The following is a 15,340-nucleotide window of genomic DNA, read 5'->3' on the forward strand; positions in this document are numbered from 1 at the left end:
GATGTGGGGGATGTAGGGGCAGGGGGAGAAATTTCCCTCTTCTTTCTTCTTTCTTCTTTCTTCTTTCTTCTTTCTGAACTCCTGACTCCTGACTCCTGAGAAAGGGCGCAGGCCCTGCGCCCCTACTCGCTTCTAAAAACCAGTAAAGTTATAACCGACTCCTAATAAAATTCCCACATCAGTTTTATCAAAAAATCCAGCGTTGACGGCGGCTGTGGCGGTTAATCTGCTATTGAGAGGTACGTCTATACCACCAGTGACTAGCAAAGCAGCTTCAGTGTTAGACTTATCACCTGTTTTAATGGCTGCACCTAGTCCAATATAAGGAGCTATGGGTAAAGGTTCTGTAAATGGATCTGGTGATTTAAAAGCAAAGTCGTAAGTAATAGGAGCAAGAAATGTTGTATCTGTTCCTAATATTACTGATGGTCTAACTGATAGGGTTTTGGTCAGACCAATTTTACTGATAACAGTGAAATTACCATCACTCAAAGCTGAAAAGCTACCGGATGCACCAACGTTGAGACCAACACCGATATAGCTACTACCACCACGAGTGGCTCTACCTATGCCAATCGGACTTTGTGCTATTTGATTGGATGGTTCTGTTTTTTCGGTAGCTGGTGTAGAACCAGAATTGAGCATAACTGATGAAGTTTCTACAGTTCCTGGTACGGGTGTGATTGTCCGACTGGCTATTTCTTCTGTAGCAACGGTGGATATTGATGTTTGGTTGCTGGGAAGAATAATTGTTTCTGGTTCGACTGTCTGAGCATTTACGGAAAGTCCGCTACCTAAAACTACCAAAGCTGCAAGACTTGGTAAGGCTAAACAAGTTTTACGAAAAATAATATTACTCATGTTCACTCCTCAATAAATTAAGATTGATACCTATCTAGATATCATAAGAATACCCGGTAAGTGGGAAACTCAGCGGCTTGGCTCCCTGAGAGGGAAACGGCACGAGCAGTTCGACAAGTGTTACAGTGAGCTTGCCGAACTGCTCACTGACCACGGTTTTAACCGCTTTGAATATTTTTTCATTACCGCCTTGGAGTTGGGAAATTTGGGGTACTTTTGTAATGTACTTTCAACGGGACAATTACCGATTCAAATTCTCCAACTCTGTACGCATAATGTTTTGCTCACTCATAGCCTCCCATTTCTGGGGTAATGTTAGCTAGATGCCTCCGGCACGCTGGCGCGAACGCATTCGGTGGGTGTCGTGACTCAAATAACGGCTACCCTTCGACTCCCTTCGACTCCCTTCGACTTCGCTACCTCGACTTCGCTCGGCACAAGTCAGGGCAAGCCGCTCAGGGTGGTCTGGTCAGTACGGCTTGCTTGATTACTCTTCCAAGCCCAGTCCCTTTAGGGCTGGGTTACTGACCTCAAGTTAACAAATTTTGTTAATACTCACCATCTAACACCAAAAATTAAAATTCGGATCTTGATTTTGTCTAATTAACTAAGCTGCGTAAAAAATTTACATCAAAAGCCAAGAGAATTTTCCTCCTGACTCCTGCTGTACTTTATGAAATATCTAGCAATTGTCTCAAGAGCATTTGATCGTCTAGTTTAGCTTTTAAGCGCCCTTTTTCCACATCACGAATCCAGCTTTGGCTTTTTTCCATCAACTTGGCTAGTTCCCTTTGGGAGAGGTTCATTTTTTTTCGTCCTTCTATCACCTCTTCCCCTAGCAAATTACCTGTTTGTTGATGATTGCTTTTTGCTTTAGTGGGGCGACGTTGTTTTTTATCTGATTCTGAACGATTTTCCCAATCGGTCGGGAGTTCAAAAGATAAAATGCGTGCGTTCAGAAGTAAATTCCATTTACCACGTGGTCCGCTGTCTGTGAGACGATTTTCACCACTACCATCATTAATCCAAAATTCTAAGGCTTCCTCTGGGTCTTCTGGTATATCTACTAATTTTGCCCACAAAGGCTGAATTTCTGGGGGATAGGTAACAGGATCAAATAATGGTTTGATTCCATAATGATTGAGAACTTCTAAATCATTTTCATAGGCTTTAAGTAGGCGTTTCCGTTCTTCCCTGTGTCTGGAAGCTTGGGTCACTTTTTCCTCACCATAAGCAACGCGCAGCAAGGTAGGAATAGTGATGCGTTGTTCTCTACCCATTTTTGTTTTAAACAATAACCAAAGCATAAGTCTAACAGCGCCTTCGTGTTGTTGCCACAGACTCATAACTGTGGTGAGTAGAGTTTTGGGAAGACTACCATATTGATAAAATGTGGTTCGTTCTTTGCATCCTTGTCTGTTGAAGAAATGTTTAGTCCAAATCCCAGCTTTAATTGTAAATGTCAGTCCCACTAAATATTTACAACCTTGATCATCTTCTTGAAAATGGTGTTGGGTATCTGTCAAATTCCATAAATAACTATCTTTAATGGAAAAACTGGGAACTCTACCTTGTTGTGGCCAGTCAATAGAAACCATGAGAGAACAAGTCTGAGAGACGATATTTTTAATTAAACCGAGTTTGGCACTTTTGCTGAGGTCTTTACGTTTTTCTAAGCCCAAATACTGTTCAATTTGTCGTTCATCAATGGTAAATTCTTCTTCCCAAGGTTGATCTAAGGCTGTAATTTGAGCGGCGAAAATAAGATGAATACAAGCAGCCCGGATGTCTAAATAATCAATTGCTTGTGAATTATTAGCACGGTTGTTAACTGGAAATAGGTCTTGAAGATGAAAGGAAATTGTCCCTCGTCCTTGATTAACTGAGCGACTGTAATGTAAGTTACCTTCCTCATCTTTTTCCCATTGTAAAGATGTTCGTTGCGCTAGTAAATTACAAGCTTCCCAGATAACTATGGCTGAAGCGAAGGGGTTATTCTTACCATTAGAAAATAAATCGGGACTGGTAACATCTCGTGGTTCAATTTTACATCTTCCTTTTTTGGCGTGTACAGGAATAGGCGCATTTGTGGGACAGGCAATTACACATTGTGGTTGTGAATAATAGCCATCACAATTATTACAAAGGGCAGGATCAACCCAATATTCATCATCTTCGATTTTAATTGCACCCGTAGGACATAGGGGTCGGCAGTTGTCACATCCCACGCAACTGTGGTTAGGAATTATATGCGGCATAGTCCGTCTTCCTACTTTAATCGTTGAGATGTTTGGCTCAAGTCTCCCCTTAATGTGTCCTTTTGATTCATAACTCGCTACCAAATTACCTCTATAACAAGAAGATATGTTTCTCGCCTGATTAATTACTCATAGGGTGAATGAAGCCAGATTTTGTAGCTATTTATATTTTGCAAAGTTGGGCTTCATTGCTTCTTCATTAACTATACTTTTCATAAAGATTTCAATAAGATTGTTCAGTATGAGCTTGGCAGAATTTCTTAATATTTACCTGGATATTTACTGTCATAATGTTTATTTTGGGCTATATAAATTAGTCTGAATGTTTTTGAAGAACATCTTATAGCCGTAGGTTCGATTGTTCGCGTCAGCGTTACGGAGTAATGGAACAAAACTCAACAAGGTGGCGAAAATGTTGGGTTTCCTTTGTCAACCTAACCTACGTGATTTAGTGATTTAGGATGTGAAGAAAATAGTTCAAAAATAGAGGAAATGATTTTTTTAAGTTTGTATTTACTAATACTGTTAGTAGAATATTTTTATCTAATTAGAAAATATTTGCAAATAGGAGGTTAATGAAGCTAATAATAATGGGTGCTAATTGATTATTATTCTTATTGAATGGGGTATTTTTAGACGCATTAATTGATATTTATTGAGAAAATAACTTTAAACACAATTCTCGAAACCTTTGATTAATCAGCTTTTTATCCAAGCACACTAGATAAATTTATCAATAAGTAATATCATTTAATAGTTTAAAATAAGCAAAAATAAATAATATTATTTAGCAGGTCATCAAAATTTGATAAAAAAGTTAACTTTTGTGATTGAAAAAATGAAATATCAGGCTAGTATGAAGATTAAAGGATTAACTAACATCTAGCTAAAATTGCTGAGGTTTTATTCATGGCTACATTAACAGGATTGACCTTTGGAGGTACTGCTTGGACTCCTAAATTTGCCCAAGAAATAGATAAAGAGAAATGTATCGGTTGTGGCAGATGTATGAAAGTTTGTGGTCATAAAGTTTTGGGCTTAATGCCTTTAAACGAAGAAGGTGAATTTGTAGAAGATGAAGATGAGGAAGAAGTAGAACGGAAAGTAATGGTTGTTACTAACCCAGAAAACTGTATTGGCTGTGAAGCTTGTTCTCGAATTTGTTCTAAAAATTGTTATAGTCATGTAACACTAGACAAATAACATCTTTGGTAATGTTTAACGATGTGATGTCCTGCAAAACATCGGTTATTTTGGTTAAGTCTATAGGCAAGGTAATTAGAGGGGAATCTTAATATTTACCGTAGTCGGTTAAAAGGTTTGCAGTAAACAGAAACGTAAATCGTAAGTTGCTATCATCTAAAAAAATCATACTTGCTAATATTTTTTCTGCTGCTATTTGATTTATGAAAATATCAACCTCTTAGATCCTCGATTTCTTCAAGAAGTCGGGGATTTTGTGGTTATCAATATGAAAAAATATGGAAGTTTACCGATTTTTGATTAGATACAAGTTAGAACAGTAATAGTGAAAATATCAAAGATAATTTTGTCCTCAGAAAATAATTCTGTGGCTACCAAAGTCTATCTTTGCTGACCGAAAAATTTCAGATTTTAGATTGGGAATTTTCGGGACAGGTTCCCCGCCTCTTCAGGGCGGAATTAATCAAAAACCACCAATCTAAAATCCTCAAGCTCTACACTTGTCTGGTGGAGTCAATGCAAAATCTGTTGACTCTGGTTTTACTACTATTTACAAAGCAGGTAGCATTTATGCAAAAAGTTCCTGTTTCGCTGTGGACACTGTTAGCTGGGATGATCATAGCCCCTATCAGTATCTGGGTTGGTCAAAATCATCATTTATTACCGGAAGCAGCATCGCAACAAGCGCCTTTGGTGGATGGTTTTTTCAATATCATGTTAACAATTGCGGTTGCTCTTTTCTTAATTGTTGAAGGGACGATTCTGCTGTTTCTAGTTATCTATAGACGACGCAAAGGAGATAACTCTGATGGTACACCTGTAGAAGGTAACTTGAGTTTAGAAATTTTTTGGACGGCAATTCCTACGGTAATTGTGATTGCTTTAGGTATTTATAGTGTTGATATTTATAACCAAATGGGTGGTTTTGGTGTGGGTAGTCATCCTCACCATGAGTCAGCAGGCGCTATGAATGTTAGTCAAACAGCTAATATTGGGATTGGTGAAAATCCGCAAACCAAAAATAAACCGGCTGATTTGGTTGTAGATGTTAAGGGTATACAGTTTGCGTGGTTATTTAATTACCCTGTAAGTGGTATTTCTGCTGGAGAATTGCACGTTCCTGTTGGTGCTGATGTGCAATTGAATTTATCCGCAGATGATGTGATTCATTCTTTTTGGGTTCCCCAATTTCGTCTGAAACAAGATGCTATTCCTGGAGTTCCTACACAACTGCGATTTACAGCTACAAAAACTGGTACTTATCCGGTAGTTTGTGCAGAATTGTGTGGTGGTTATCACGGTTCAATGCGATCGCAAGTAATCGTCCATGAACAAGCAGATTATGATGCTTGGATGAGTGAAAACCAGATTGCCCAAAAGCAAGATATGAATCATGCTGTAGCAGTTAATTTGGAGAATTTATCTCCGTCAGAATTTCTTGACCCCTACATTCACAATTTGGAAGTAAGTCCAGCAGATCTTAAGTCATTAGTTATGAGTCATTAGTAATTATTAGCTAATAACTGAAAACTGACAAAAGACAACTAACAAAAATATGACACAAGTAAATTTTCCAGTTAATCCCCCACCTGATGCAAGCGAATCAACAACCCGGCTGATTACTCATAGTTCTCATCCCCCAGCCTGGAAAGTTCGAGATTATTTCACATTTAATACTGATCACAAAGTTATTGGGATTCAATACTTGGTGACAGCCTTTGCATTCTATCTAATTGGTGGGTTAATGGCGATCGCCCTTCGCGCCGAATTAGCCACACCGGACTCGGACTTTCTTGATCCAAATCTGTACAATGCCTTCATGACAAATCATGGCACAATCATGATTTTCTTGTGGATTGTTCCCAGTGCAATTGGTGGATTTGGTAACTATCTAGTCCCATTAATGATGGGTGCTAGAGATATGGCTTTTCCTAAATTAAATGCGATCGCCTTTTGGTTAAATCCCCCCGCCGGATTATTATTATTAGGTAGTTTTATCTTTGGTGGTTCTCAATCAGGTTGGACAGCTTACCCACCATTAAGTCTAGTTACCGCCAACAACGCCCAAACAATGTGGATTTTAGCGATTGTTTTGGTAGGAACTTCTTCAATTTTAGGTTCACTTAACTTTGTCATCACCATTTTGATGATGAAAGTTCCCAGCATGAAATGGGATCAAGTTCCCCTATTTTGTTGGGCAATTTTAGCAACTTCTATCCTTGCCCTTTTCTCTACTCCCGTATTAGCAGCTGGTTTAGTTTTGCTGTTATTTGATATTAACTTCGGCACATCCTTCTTCAAACCAGATGCAGGTGGTAACGTCGTTATTTACCAACATTTATTTTGGTTTTATTCCCATCCGGCGGTTTATTTAATGATTCTGCCGATTTTCGGGATTATGTCCGAAATTATTCCCACCCACGCCCGGAAACCGATATTTGGTTATAAAGCGATCGCCTTTTCCACAGTCGCCATTTGTGTCGTTGGTTTATTCGTTTGGGTTCACCATATGTTCACCAGTGGCACACCCGGTTGGATGCGGATGTTCTTCACCATTTCCACACTCATAGTTGCAGTCCCCACAGGTGTGAAAATCTTCGGTTGGGTAGCAACTCTCTGGGGAGGAAAAATCCGTTTCACCAGCGCCATGTTATTCGCCATTGGTTTACTTTCCATGTTCGTCATGGGCGGTTTAAGCGGCGTAACCATGGGAACAGCCCCCTTTGACGTTCACGTTCACGACACCTATTATGTAGTCGGTCATTTCCACTACGTCTTATTTGGTGGTTCAGTCTTTGGGATTTACGCAGGTATCTATCACTGGTTTCCCAAAATCACCGGCAGAATGATGAACGAAACCTGGGGACGAGTTCATTTTGTCCTCACCTTCATCGGCACAAACCTCACATTCCTACCCATGCACAGACTAGGGTTACAAGGAATGCCCCGCCGAGTTGCCATGTATGACCCCCAATTTACCAGTTTAAACCAGCTTTGCACCATTGGCGCAATCCTTTTGGGTATTTCTGTCATTCCCTTCGCCTTAAACGCCATTTTTAGTTGGAAAAACGGCGAACTCGCAGGTGATAACCCCTGGGAAAGTTTAACTTTGGAATGGACAACCTCTTCCCCACCCATTATTGAAAACTGGGAAGTTCTACCCGTTGTTACTCATGGACCTTATGACTATGGACATGATAAATCATCGCTAACAGATTAAAACGCAGAGGTACGCAGAGGTTTTTTGAGGATAATTCTTTCTATCTTTGCGCCTTTGCGCCTTTGCGTGAGACTAGAAAAAATTTACTAGGAATAATAATATGACTGCAATTACACCAATTGAACATCATAGCGACGGACATGAAGAACATCCAGATTTACGAGTGTGGGGATTAATCACATTTCTCGCTTCTGAATCATTAATGTTTGGTGGATTTTTTGCCACCTATTTGTTTTTTAAAGGGACAACCGCAGTTTGGCCACCAGCAGGAACAGAAGTAGAATTATTTATCCCAGCCATTAACACGATCATCCTCGTTTCTAGTAGTTTTGTCATTCACTTTGGTGATATGGCAATTAAAAGAAATAGTGTGGGTTGGATGCGGTTTTGGTATTTTATCACCGCAATTATGGGGGCTGTATTCCTAGCTGGTCAGGTTTATGAATACATGAATTTAGGTTATGGATTCACTACTAATGTTTTCTCTAATTGCTTTTATTTAATGACAGGCTTTCACGGTTTGCACGTCTTTATTGGATTGTTATTAATTTTGGGTGTATTATGGCGTTCTTTCCGTCGTGGTCATTATTCTGCCACTAAACATACGGGCATCGAAATGGCGGAAATTTATTGGCACTTTGTGGATATTATTTGGATCATTCTCTTCACATTGGTGTACCTGCTCAATATTTTGTAAATATAGGTAATGAGTAATTCTCAATGATGAATTACTCAAATCCTGAAAACCTTGATTTAGACATTTTCCTAATCCTGTAAATCCTTAAATCCTGGATATCCTGATTCACACATTTTCCTTATGCAAAAATTTGTGATCCTTTCAAGTTTAGACTATTAAATTGTGGAGATAAAACTAAATCATCACCGGAGAAAATCCCAATCTCATGATAAATTTTGTTAATTAACTCTAAAACCAATATGCTTTGGGTTTGGGGGTCAATAATCCAATATTCAGGAATACCACAATCTTGATATTGTAGACGTTTGGCAATAAAATCTCTATCTCTTTGTAATTCCCCAGGACTAACAACTTCAACAACCAATAAAGGTGGTAGCATTGATAGGCGAATAGTGTTCCGATTTGCTAATTGTTGAATATGCTCTTCTCGAATAATAGTCAGGTCAGGATAACGGTTTCTCGGTTCTCCTCTGACTTCCAACTCTAAACCATGTCCTCGCACTCTATCAATCCCTATTAACAATGCAAAGATTAAGAAAAGACGATTGGCAATTTGCACATTAATTCCTGATTCTGGTGGCATTTCTATTAACTCTCCATTAAATAATTCATAAAGTTTGTCCGTACCATCATCATAAGATAAATATTCTTCAAAGCTTTGAAATTGATGTTTAACTTGTAGCATCAGAGTTACTCCATCTATTGTCTTAGTTAGATTTTAACACTATTGATTTCCCTTTCCGTCTCTGCACGAAATTAAATGTAATTCACTCAGGACTTAAGCAACTGGCATATTGGTAGGGTGCGTCAGATATCAACAATTTATTTATTTGCAGGATTTATGCAGTCTGACGCACCCTACAACAGAGTTTTGGTGTGACACTTGCGTAAGTTCTATCACTTACTAGAAAATTGTAGACCTTCACATTAGCAATAGTCCCCATTTTGCTATAATCGTGATCACTTCAATGTAATCGGTTACAACATGATGATTACCACAGTTGAGGTAATGAGGAAAATATAGAATAGTGAAAAAATTAGCTATTTTTGTAGAGGGTAAAACAGAACAGATTTTTGTCGCAAAGTTGCTGAGAGAAATTGCTGGAAAATTTCAGATTTCCATAGAGATTAAATCTCGGCAAGGAATTAACTTTGATAAAGTAATAATGAAAATATAGTTCTTGCTGTTATGGAAGTGGAATCATGGTTTTTAGCAGAATATAATCACTTTCTCAAAATAGATCCAGGTTTGACTCCAGAGCAAATTCAATCAATTTTTGGATTTAATCCTCAAACTGATGATATGGAACAAAGACCTCATCCTGCTGATGATCTGAAACAGATTTATAACTATGCAGGAAAAGGTTATAACAAAAGCGAGAAACAAATCAATAGACTTGCATCTAATTTAGATTACGAGTTTCTATATATGTACCTTGCTAATAGCGTTCCTAGTTTGGGAGAATTTGTCCGATATATTGATAAATTGGCGTTGCTGATTAAGGGTATGAATTTTAGTCTCACGCAAAGGCGCAAAGACGCACTGAGGTTTGAGTTTTAAAGGTTCAATTTGGGAATTTCATACCTCAATTCAGCAACGCCGATAAATTCATGATTTCTTCATGAATATGATATATGAATAAATGTATTTATGTTAATAGTCTAAAAATATACAACAATATCTTCATATCACAAATTTTTATCTACCCAATGGAGGAATCAAGACGTACCCAATAAATATTAAATAATTAAACATTCCGATCACCTGACGAACTTTAACAGTATATCCCTTTGTTTGCACTATACAAACAAGGGATTTTTTTATGCAAATTCGTAAATGATACCAATTGTAGATGATAATCATCAATTTATATGTCTTAGGGGGGACTGGATTAAACCCGAATAAATATTAAATATTAAATAGCCCGATTACCCTACCGGACTTTAGCTCCAAATCCTCTCTTGTCATTATCCGATAAGAGAGGTTTTATTCACTTTTTATCAGCTTACTCAGAAATTTGCTAATTTTCATTAACCGAAAATTATTCATTTTTAGAATTGATATATTACCAAAATTTGTCTACATATTAAAAATAATGCCCCGACCATAATAAATATTAATGTTATTTTTCCCCCAGGAACTAGGGTTTGATAGTTACCATTAGCAAATTCTGGTGTTTGACTTTGTTTCCAACTCATTAATGCTGGCATAATTCCTCCGAGAATGGAAACACTAAATGCTCCCGTGTATTCTAAAGCATGAAAAAAGATATTAGGATTAAATGTTCCTAAACTCAGAGGTGGAAGCAACACTAAGGAATAAAGAGGTAAACGAGAAATTTCGCTTTTGGTAATGATGGAAATATCTTGAAAAAAGTCTGCTAAACCATAGGTAATACCTATAAATGATGTCACAATTGCAAATTCAGAAAAAATTGATAATAAGACAGCAAACCATTCTCCTAATTGACCAGTTCGCAGAATTTGCAGTGGATCAAATACGCTCTCATTTGCGAAATTATGGGATAAAATATCTGGAGTCATACAGCCTAAAATAACAGCATTCCAAGCTAAAAACATGAATAAGGGAATTAATGAACCAATAATCATAGATTGGCGAATTTTATTAATGTCTCCTTCTAATTGAGTTACAACCAGTGGAATAATACTGTGAAAGAACATTGCTACATATATAATAGCAATAGCATTACCAATAGATTGCCAATTTTGTACTAGAAGTTGAGAGTTTTGAAATTGCATTCCTCCTAATATTAATAAACCCAAAAAAGTAATTAATAAAATAATAATAAATATACCATTTATTCTTTCTATCAATCTATCTTTACCCCAATACATTAGGCTACCAAATACGAGAAAAAAACTGACTGTTCCTACCCACTGAGGTGAAATATGCTCTAATTCCCAAACTTTATCAACTGTGGTTGTTAAAATTTTGCCACCTTCAGTCATATATGCCACTAACAGGGCATAGTGGTTAAATACATAGGCAATTCCGGCAATTCTCGCTCCTGGTTTACCGAGAATCTTTTCTATGATTGCTAATAAACCTATATGAGAAATACCCTCAAATCTCATCACATTTAAAGTCAATTCTGCAATTAATAAACCGGAGGTTAAAGTATACAGCCATACAGTAATAAGTAGGATTGTGGATGGTATAATCCCCGATGGTAAAGTTACAGCAGGTAATCCAATAATCCCCGCCCCAATGGTAGTTCCGACAATTAAAGCTGTATTTCCTAAAACACTACCGGGTTGATGTTGAAATTTATGATTATCAAATTTTAGATGGGAAAATAATCGCGTTACTGTTTGTTCTTTTTTATTCATAAGTGCAGGTAATTAGTGTTATTGAGATTATTTATATCCCCGACTTCTTGAAGAAGTCGGGGATATTGTCTTGTGGTTAATTAAACAAATTTTTTGGTAAACTCACATATTAAGTCTACTCTACCTTTACGTAACATGGCTGGATCTAATCTTTCCGTGGTATTACAAGTCATTAGTATGACTAATTTCTGTTGCATTTGAATACCAGATTCGTCAATTATGCTTTGGTATAATGTCCCATCTAATAAGGCTAAAATATGCTCGGTTTTGTTGTTATATTGTGCTACTTCTGAAGCTCGATCTTGAGCTAAATTATCAGCTTCGTTGATGATAATACAAATCTTTTCTAAATATGTTGGCGGCACAAAGTTAGTGATGGCATCATGATCTAAAATGAAAATTACATATCCTAAAGGGACAAGAATTTCTTTAGCAACACTTTGTGTCCATGCTGTTTTCCCTGTACCTGGTGCGCCATGTACTACAACGGCTAATTGATTTTGATCTAAAATTGTTTGTTGAACTATGTCAGTAAAATCTTGAATATCTTGGGGAAATGTCGGTAATGAATACTGACTATGAACTTTCCCAACACGACTTTGATATCCACTCAGCATGACTGCTAGATCATAGGTGGCTTTATTAATTAATGGCTTGATATTTTTAGCCATTAAAGTATAATTTCTTCTGCCTCTTTCATAAGCTTCAATTTGTAACCAAATATCATGTTCTGACCAGTAGGCATAAACTGTATTAACCACATCTAGTCTTTCCCAGTTTACAAATTTTTCAACGGGGAAATAAAAGTCTCGTTCTGAGTAATATTGAGTGATAACATCAGGACGTTCTAATAGTTTCAAAACTCGTAAAACGGTTATTTCTTGGAGAAGATTCAGGACGTAATCAATAGGAATACTGTTGCGGCTGACAAATTGGACTAGGGGTGTTTCTGTGGTTAAAAAGTCTTTATGGCGCTGTTCTGGGGTGAGCATATCTGGTGTAATATAGTTCCAATATTTTTGGAATTCACCACGGGTGTAATCTGAAGCTAAATTTAAAATATTTGCCCACCAAGCATATTCTTTTCTCGCTAAAGCATCAGCATAATAACTGGCTAAATTAATACTTTTTTGGGTTAATTCTTGAGTGTCATGGAATAGAATTTTACCGAAGTATTCCCAATCAAAATCTCTGTGAAATGGTCGCCAACCACTAGATAACAAGTGTTGAAAGTTCTTATTGGTGTTATTACTTTCGTTGGTTCGGAAATAGTCAAAATCCATAGTCAAATTATTCTCTGTTGAAACAGGCAATGATGCACAACTTTTTAATCACACTTATAAAGTAGATGCCGAAAACCCTTGAAGATGCGTTCTCCTAAGTCGAACGCATCTGGGCTTCAGACAAGGGATGAAGGCTAGTACCGCAAGGCGGAAGTCAAAAGTCAAAAGTCAAAAGTCAAAATGAAGACAGCATAGGCTTTTGGAGGATTTAGAATGGTTGGTTTATTTACGCCGTTTTGTACTAGTTGCTTTCCTTTATCCTGCAATGACGTTAATTTGAAAATTTGAAATTATTTCAAATTTTAATCCATATTCGTGATACAATCAAACTGTCACTAAAGACATAAAAAGCTACCGGGGGACTCTCGGAAAGTTACGCTTGTCAGATATGATTTCGCCCGCCAGGGCAAACGAAATCAGGGCAAGAACCCAAATATTCAAGGAACCAATCCTGAAACTGGGATAACTGAGGGATATAGACTGAAACTCTCTATAGAATCTCCACGTCTTTAGACCGGAGAGTGTCAAGTAACATACTATAGCATTACACCAAAAGGTTTTGCTGCTTAATGCTGATGGCGTAGCCTGTCCTTAGAGGTTGTTGGAAAAGTATTAGATGAAACCGATAATCTCCAGAAACCTAATGCCTATTGCATATCGCTGGATAATTTAGGTCAATTTGCCTAAATTGCGAGAAGATTTAAAGTAGCTAGTTTATACAAAAAGTCAGGGTTGAAATTGCTAAATATTATTCCACTGCTATTGCTACTTGTCCAAGTACCGGCAACGGCGATTTTGCTTTCCCGGTTGCTGAAAGGTCCTAGACGTGATCCAGCTTTAACACCACAACAGCCAACACCGGAAATTTTAGGCAGTGTGAGCGTGGTTGTACCGACGTTAAATGAGGCGTTGCGGATTGGTCCGCTTTTGGCTGGTTTAACTCGCCAAAGTTATGAGGTTCGGGAAGTTATTGTGGTTGATAGTCGCTCTCAAGATGGTACTCCCGATTTGGTAAAAGCGGCAGCAGCGACTGACCCACGCTTTCGGGTGATGACGGATGATCCTTTACCTTCTGGGTGGGTGGGTCGTCCTTGGGCGTTGCATAATGGTTTTTTGTTCAGTTCTGAGGGGAGTGAGTGGTTTTTGGGTATGGATGCAGATATCCAACCTGATGCTGGTTTGGTGGCGAGTTTGGTGCAAACTGCGATCGCTAAAGGTTATGATTTGGTATCTTTATCACCGCAGTTTATTCTCAAGTATCCGGGGGAATGTTGGTTACAACCGGCTTTGTTAATGACGTTGTTGTATAGATTTGATCCGACGGGGATTTATACTGAACAACCGGAACGGGTGATGGCTAATGGTCAGTGTTTTTTGTGTCGTCGGTCTGTGTTAAAGGCTGTGGATGGTTACAGCAGCGCGAAGGGTTCTTTTTGTGATGATGTGACTTTGGCGCGGAATATTGCCGCGAAGGGCTTTAAGGTGGGCTTTTTGGATGGGGCTAAGGTGCTAAGGGTGAGGATGTATGAGGGGGCGTGGGAAACTTGGAACGAATGGGGGCGCAGCCTTGATTTGAAGGATGCTGCTTCTCCCGCTCAGATTTGGGGGGATTTATGGGTGTTGTCGGCGGTGCAGGGTTTACCTATTTTGATTTTACTGGGTTATTTGTCGCTGCCTTCTTTGGTGCTTTCACTGCCGGCGCTGCTGTTGTTAGGATTGAATATATTTTTGGTGGTGATTCGCTTTGCTTTATTATTAGCGATCGCTCCCTCCTATGATCGGAAAGATGCCACTGGTGGTTGGTTATTCTGGCTTTCTCCGTTGGCTGACCCTTTAGCGGTGCTACGCATCTTTTTATCTGCATTTCACACTCCTAAGCAATGGCGCGGGCGGAAATATGGGGATTAAGGCTATTTAGGGCGCTGACTGAGGGTATCGCTCTTTATTCCAGTTTGTCTTGTGGGGAGAGCGATCTTAATCATGAGAAAATATCTTGGTTCTTAGGGACTTCCAATTAAAAAAATACCCAAAAATTTCTTGTGGTGCGGGCATACTTCGACAAGCTCAGTACAAGTCTTGCCCGCTAATCATCAAGGACGGGCAGGATGCCCATCCCACAAAATTGGGTAATTTATTTTTTGGTGTTCCCTTAAAGAACACAGGCTATTTTGACACTCTCCGGTCTAAAGACGCGGAGATTCTATAGAGAGTTTCAGTCTATATCCCTCAGTTATCCCAGTTTCAGGCACTGCCTTAAATATTTGGGTTCTTGCCCTGATTTCGTTGGCCCTGGCGGGCGAAATCATATCTGACAAGCGTAACTTTCCGAGAGTCCCTCGGTAGCTTTTTATGTCTTTAGTGACAATATAGTTGTATCACGAATATGGATTAAAATCAATGCAGGATTTATCCTGCCTCTAGTACAAAACGGCGTAAATAAACCAACCATTCTAAATCCTCCAAAAGC

Annotated in this window: 12 protein-coding genes; 7 read left to right on the top strand and 5 right to left on the bottom strand. The window is 38.4% G+C overall.

Features of this window, described 5'->3' with window-relative positions; translation table 11 throughout:
* Positions 1-132 precede the first annotated feature (132 nt).
* The gene (locus AN486_RS23325; protein WP_190384401.1) at positions 133-861 is read right to left on the bottom strand and encodes a hypothetical protein; all 729 of its coding nucleotides are present in this window, start codon (positions 859-861) and stop codon (positions 133-135) included.
* Between the two features lie 671 nt (positions 862-1,532).
* Entirely contained in the window at positions 1,533-3,119 is a 1,587-nt protein-coding gene (locus tag AN486_RS23330) for a helix-turn-helix domain-containing protein (protein WP_290602729.1), read from the bottom strand.
* 909 nt (positions 3,120-4,028) lie between these two features.
* Here AN486_RS23330 and fdxB point away from each other — a divergent pair.
* The 4 genes from fdxB to AN486_RS23350 all read left to right on the top strand — a co-directional run bounded on the left by fdxB (position 4,029) and on the right by AN486_RS23350 (position 8,239).
* Positions 4,029-4,322: a ferredoxin III, nif-specific gene (gene fdxB / locus AN486_RS23335; RefSeq protein WP_039200275.1), complete on the top strand. Its 294-nt coding sequence runs from the start codon at positions 4,029-4,031 to the stop codon at positions 4,320-4,322.
* Positions 4,323-4,892: 570 nt separating this feature from the next.
* Entirely contained in the window at positions 4,893-5,828 is a 936-nt protein-coding gene (gene coxB, locus AN486_RS23340) for a cytochrome c oxidase subunit II (protein ID WP_053541197.1), read from the top strand.
* Positions 5,829-5,877: 49 nt separating this feature from the next.
* Entirely contained in the window at positions 5,878-7,542 is a 1,665-nt protein-coding gene (gene ctaD / locus AN486_RS23345; RefSeq protein ID WP_290602730.1) for a cytochrome c oxidase subunit I, read from the top strand.
* Positions 7,543-7,642: 100 nt separating this feature from the next.
* A complete protein-coding gene (locus tag AN486_RS23350; protein ID WP_015078454.1) occupies positions 7,643-8,239 on the top strand; it encodes a heme-copper oxidase subunit III in 597 nt (198 codons plus the stop codon).
* A gap of 118 nt (positions 8,240-8,357) precedes the next feature.
* On the opposite strand, the gene AN486_RS23355 is transcribed toward AN486_RS23350, so the two are convergent.
* Complete coding sequence (locus AN486_RS23355; RefSeq protein WP_053538269.1) at positions 8,358-8,924, bottom strand: Uma2 family endonuclease; 567 nt, start codon at positions 8,922-8,924, stop codon at positions 8,358-8,360.
* A gap of 343 nt (positions 8,925-9,267) precedes the next feature.
* Between AN486_RS23355 and AN486_RS23360 the strand changes: the two genes are divergently transcribed.
* Positions 9,268-9,417: a DUF4276 family protein gene (locus AN486_RS23360; RefSeq protein ID WP_168637211.1), complete on the top strand. Its 150-nt coding sequence runs from the start codon at positions 9,268-9,270 to the stop codon at positions 9,415-9,417.
* An 11-nt stretch (positions 9,418-9,428) separates the two neighbouring features.
* A complete protein-coding gene (locus AN486_RS23365) occupies positions 9,429-9,800 on the top strand; it encodes a hypothetical protein (protein ID WP_053538268.1) in 372 nt (123 codons plus the stop codon).
* Positions 9,801-10,291: 491 nt separating this feature from the next.
* On the opposite strand, the gene AN486_RS23370 is transcribed toward AN486_RS23365, so the two are convergent.
* Both AN486_RS23370 and AN486_RS23375 read right to left on the bottom strand, forming a co-directional pair.
* Positions 10,292-11,590 (bottom strand): amino acid permease, encoded by a 1,299-nt coding sequence (locus AN486_RS23370; RefSeq protein ID WP_053538267.1) that lies wholly within the window; start codon positions 11,588-11,590, stop codon positions 10,292-10,294.
* A gap of 80 nt (positions 11,591-11,670) precedes the next feature.
* Positions 11,671-12,873 carry an AAA family ATPase gene (locus AN486_RS23375; RefSeq protein ID WP_053538266.1) on the bottom strand — a complete coding sequence of 401 codons (1,203 nt, stop codon included), beginning with the start codon at positions 12,871-12,873 and terminating at the stop codon, positions 11,671-11,673.
* Positions 12,874-13,605: 732 nt separating this feature from the next.
* On the opposite strand from AN486_RS23375, the gene cruG reads away from it, so the two are divergent.
* The gene (gene cruG / locus AN486_RS23380) at positions 13,606-14,781 is read left to right on the top strand and encodes a 2'-O-glycosyltransferase CruG (protein ID WP_053538265.1); all 1,176 of its coding nucleotides are present in this window, start codon (positions 13,606-13,608) and stop codon (positions 14,779-14,781) included.
* The last annotated feature ends 559 nt before the right edge of the window (positions 14,782-15,340 follow it).

Origin of the sequence: Anabaena sp. AL93 (genome assembly GCF_001672085.1) — a bacterium.
Classification (GTDB): domain Bacteria; phylum Cyanobacteriota; class Cyanobacteriia; order Cyanobacteriales; family Nostocaceae; genus Dolichospermum; species Dolichospermum heterosporum.